This is a genomic window from Planococcus notacanthi (assembly GCF_030407825.1).
Lineage (GTDB): Bacteria > Bacillota > Bacilli > Bacillales_A > Planococcaceae > Planococcus > Planococcus notacanthi.
This window is the reverse complement of sequence record NZ_JASDCQ010000016.1, coordinates 1-4,059: the sequence shown is the minus strand read 5'-3', so window position 1 is coordinate 4,059 and position 4,059 is coordinate 1. Positions and strand designations below refer to the sequence as shown.

Sequence of the window (4,059 nt, the reverse complement as noted above, 5' to 3'; positions counted from 1 at the left end):
ACATTTCTTCACGTGCCCCATTTTTGTATTCATGCAGCAAAGCCGCAGCCCGTACTTTCCCAACAAAATTCGTCATATCCTCTTTGCTTACACCCAAAAACTTCTCTGAATTCTTTTTTATCAAATGCGACATGTCTTTTAGGTAAGTGATAGCCCTTTTCTGAATCTGGTTCAACTTCTCCAGACGGCTATTTTCCTTCTTCAATCCGGCATTTTCTTTCTGCAGTTCCTGTTTTTCTCGAAGAGTGGCATCCAATTCACGCTGAAGCCGCGTATTTTGCATTTTAAGGGCTTCTGAAGCCATTGCCAGGGTTTTCATGTTGTCGAAGTCCTCAACGGGCAATTTGACGTTCTTACGGTCAAATACGCCTGCTTTCTCGCCTTCGATGCCCTCAACCGACTTAGAGGACTCCACCGCCTTTACAAGCCCTTGTACGCCCTTCTGGAGCTTTTCACGTTCGGCCGTGTATTTCTTCTCCAAATCCACGATTTTTGTATCTAATTCCTGTATCTGCTCTTTTTTCTCTTTGAAATCATTTACGTCTTTAAATTCATTCGTGCCGACGAGTTCCCGTTCGATCCCACGCTCTTTCAGCATATTTTCTAGCAACAGCACTTCACGGTTTCGCCAGTCCTCAAATGGCCGTTCCTTATTCAGCGTTTTGTCCTGCTGAGTAATGGCTTTGTCGAAGGACACCTGCTTGTCCATTCCTCGCTGATAGCCCGTAGCCACCGGAACAAAATTCAAGTGCATATGCGGACTAGCTTCGTCGTTGTGAATGACCGCATTGTAGACTTTCAGATTGGGATTCCGTTCCTCGAATTTGTCGAACCACTCTTTCAGAATGTCATTCGCCAATTTTCGATTTTCCGGATTATCTTGAAAATGGTCTTTGTCTCCGACCTGCAAAATCATTTCCTGCTGCACGCTCGTTTTCTTGCTGGCTTTTACTTGGTCATAGTAATTTTTGATTTTCCGATCGCTGCGTTTTTGCTTGGCGTTGTAATCTGCCTGCGCCTGTCCGAATTCGGTTTTATAAAGCTCCTTCAAACTTTTCTGCACGAGGTATTGATTAGCCCCAGAACGAGAAAAATCAATGTGCGAATTCTGCTCTTTATCCTTGTCATTGAATTTCCGATTGTTGTGGTTGATGTTCGTTTTTGCTGTGTCTTTTTTCAGCGAAATACTCATGCCCATACCCGACTCACCCCATTGCCCCAATGCTACCATAAACGTTTGTTACTTTGCCAAAGTAACCTTTTCTGTATAGTGACACGTTGTGTGCACTATGAAAAGGCTCTCCGAGGGTAAAAGCCGTTGGGCGAGTCGCCCAAATGCCTGACGTTGTCAGTCAACAAGACCTTGGGCCTTGCCCAAACCCACGAGGGAAAAACTTCCCCTCGACCCCATCCCAAAAGCTCCCCCCCAGCCCCCTCAATTTTGAGGGGGAGTTCCCTCGCCGGTAGGCAGGTTCTCACGGTGGACGTGAGAACCAGAGACAGGGTGCAGATCGACTTCACGTATCCACTCCTTAAATTCCTTCCACTGCGTTCCAGTCAGACATTTACCGTGGACACTTACCGTCAATCTACTGCTCTGGCCAAATAAAAAAGGAGAGTAGCGAATGCCCTCTCCCTTTTTCACATATCCAGTTATTTGCCAACACTTCAACGGAAAAACAGACTATAAACAACGTAGCCTATTATCAACACTATGATTAATAGCGCCATTCCTTTCCAACCCATATCACCAGAAATGTCCTGCAAATTACCGCTTTCTCCTCTGCTCATTCCATCTCGCAAAGAACCCGTAGGATTATTTTTTAATTCTTTTTGTCTTAAACGTTCTCTTTGTTCTTCTGGTCTTTCTTTCGAACTCATAAGATGGTCACCTCCTTTTTTGGGGGGTCACTTTCTTTCTTGAATACCATCGCTAATACATCAAGCCGTTTCGTAATTTCCTCATCCGGCAGATGTTTTTCCAACAGCGAAAGAATCGAATCCAATTCCACTTGCGTAAATCCCAGGTACACCCGGTTATTTTCAATTCGGTCAAATTGAATCATAATCAGACCTCCGTCTCCAAAAGTTCTGCCACTATCCTTTTCAATCTCGCAAGTGCAATGTCATCCATCTCATACCACAATTGCAACATCGGCATTTCATCTAAAGTAAAAACCAAAAAACTTTCATGGAATTCATCCATTTCTTGAATATAAACTCTATCTTCAGCTAAATCATGCAGAGCAACATAGCACTCTATGTCATGACAATCTTCATCTTTATTCTTAAATTCAACAATATTTTCATCTAGCAGCCCCACTAAAGTTTGTGTTTTTGGGTTGTAATAATAATCTTTCCCCATTACTCCACCCCATCACTTTCTTCGATGAGTTCTGCCTGTTTGTTGAATTCCTCAAACTCTTCTGGAGACAACTCACGCAACTTGCTGTCGTATTTCGAGCCTTTCCAAAGTGAACGGAGCAAATGCGTATAGACATCCTCGTTTTTTTCTTTTAATCGGTCTAAATCGCCTTTTTCGTACTTTTTGGCGTAATCGCTCATCATTCCGGAAAACACCAGCAATTGACGCCCTTTCAAGGCTTTATAGAACGTGTCAAACACAGTTTCGCTGTGGTATAAGTCGCTTCCCTTTGCCGAATACTTCGCAATTTCCAAGACCGCATTGGAATTGGCAGAATCCTGAACTTTCTTGACGTCTACTTGCGTAATTGACTTGTCTTCCATGCATTCTTGCCACATTTCCAACCATTTTTTCTTGCTGAGGAAATCGCTTGGCTTGTTAAAATAGCTTTTGTTCACGACCACAATCGCATGGACGTGAGGATTGTATGTATTGTAAGTCGGATTCGGATCCCCGACCTTCAACCCACGCATTTCAAAATAATCCTTCTTACGCTTGAAAACTTTTTCCGTAATGTATTGTTCCTGGTCTGTCGTCACTTCAATTTTCCGAACGTAGCCTTTCACCACACGCTGTACGTTCCGTCTTCGAAATAATTTACTGACTGCTTTGTTGAACCGGTCCAGTTCCTCGATTAATTCCCCAGCTCCACAGTTAGGTGAAGTCAGCGTCAGAAATAAAAATTCCTTGCCTTCGATTTCCTTCACAGCTTTCAACATAACTGATAGTTTGATGGCATCTTTTTTCGCCGTTTTCCATGTACAGATAGGACAGAACCGATTTTCACAAGCATTGGTCTTATGCACTCGCTTCACGCTCATTTCTGCATTGGTTAGATGCGAAATATAATCGCTACAGGTTTCGAACCGCACAATCGATTTGATCGGCACATGTTTTTCCATGTACGCGGCTCCTTTTCGATTTAAATCTTTTTTTGGCGCGTATTTTTCTGTTATATCTTTGCCAAGCTTGGTTTGCTTAAAGGCTTTTTTGTTGTTTATAGTATCTTGATTTTTGGGCATAAATGTTGTAAAGTCACAAGTGAGCAATATAAATTTAATAAGTCCAAAGTGACTTGTCCTCCCCTCTGATTTTAAACTTTTGTGTGGTAACTTAAGCTTAACTTTCAGACGGAAAAAGGGCAAGTCTCTTTTTTTTGGATTCGTATCCTTTAAATCACTTTTTTTTAAGAGCTAAAACCCTTGAGGGCGTAAGAGCGAAGACCTACTAACGTCATTATTTTCGCGCGAAAATAATGACGTTAGTTATCAAGATAGAAAAAACACACAAAAAAAGCCCCCAAAAACGGGCTTTTTTTTAGTTCAAAAACACACAAAAAAAGCCCCCAAAAAATCCAGAGGGCTTTTCACTTATTCTTCTTCTTTTTTCATTTTTCATTTTTTTTTTTTTTTTTTTTTTTTAAAAAATTTTAAAATCTAAAGTCTAAAAAATTTATACAAAGATTATACAAAAGTTTTACAAATATTACCTCTCGTGTTCGATGTCTTTCGACCTTCTTTTTGGCATAGCCATCTTCTCTTTTTCTTTTTCAACTTCTTTTTGTTTTTCTTTTTCGTCATGAGCATCAAACATGGCTTTTGCCCCTTCTTTTTCTTCGTCCGGAATCACTTCAA

Annotated in this window: 5 protein-coding genes; all 5 read right to left on the bottom strand. The window is 41.3% G+C overall.

Annotation, left to right across the window (positions count from 1 at the left end; translation table 11 throughout):
- Window positions 1-1,198: plasmid recombination protein (locus QMA01_RS18095; protein WP_290215621.1), on the bottom strand; the 1,198-nt coding region annotated here is incomplete at its 3' end.
- Between the two features lie 470 nt (window positions 1,199-1,668).
- Window positions 1,669-1,881 (bottom strand): DUF6366 family protein, encoded by a 213-nt coding sequence (locus tag QMA01_RS18090; protein ID WP_191716986.1) that lies wholly within the window; start codon window positions 1,879-1,881, stop codon window positions 1,669-1,671.
- Window positions 1,878-2,066, bottom strand: coding sequence for a hypothetical protein (locus QMA01_RS18085; RefSeq protein ID WP_290215620.1), 189 nt, complete (start codon window positions 2,064-2,066; stop codon window positions 1,878-1,880). Before QMA01_RS18085 ends, QMA01_RS18090 begins: the two co-directional genes overlap by 4 nt.
- A 2-nt stretch (window positions 2,067-2,068) precedes the next feature.
- The gene (locus tag QMA01_RS18080; RefSeq protein ID WP_290187266.1) at window positions 2,069-2,365 is read right to left on the bottom strand and encodes a hypothetical protein; all 297 of its coding nucleotides are present in this window, start codon (window positions 2,363-2,365) and stop codon (window positions 2,069-2,071) included.
- A complete protein-coding gene (locus QMA01_RS18075; protein ID WP_290187267.1) occupies window positions 2,365-3,327 on the bottom strand; it encodes a protein rep in 963 nt (320 codons plus the stop codon). Before QMA01_RS18075 ends, QMA01_RS18080 begins: the two co-directional genes overlap by 1 nt.
- Window positions 3,328-4,059: the final 732 nt, after the last annotated feature.

Excerpts from the sequence above, each read along its gene's own strand:
- QMA01_RS18090 (WP_191716986.1), bottom strand. The coding sequence starts at position 1,881 with ATGAGTTCGAAAGAAAGACCAGAAGAACAAAGAGAACGTTTAAGACAA.
- QMA01_RS18075 (WP_290187267.1), bottom strand. The coding sequence starts at position 3,327 with ATGGAAAAACATGTGCCGATCAAATCGATTGTGCGGTTCGAAACCTGT.
- QMA01_RS18080 (WP_290187266.1), bottom strand. The coding sequence starts at position 2,365 with ATGGGGAAAGATTATTATTACAACCCAAAAACACAAACTTTAGTGGGG.
- QMA01_RS18085 (WP_290215620.1), bottom strand. The coding sequence starts at position 2,066 with ATGATTCAATTTGACCGAATTGAAAATAACCGGGTGTACCTGGGATTT.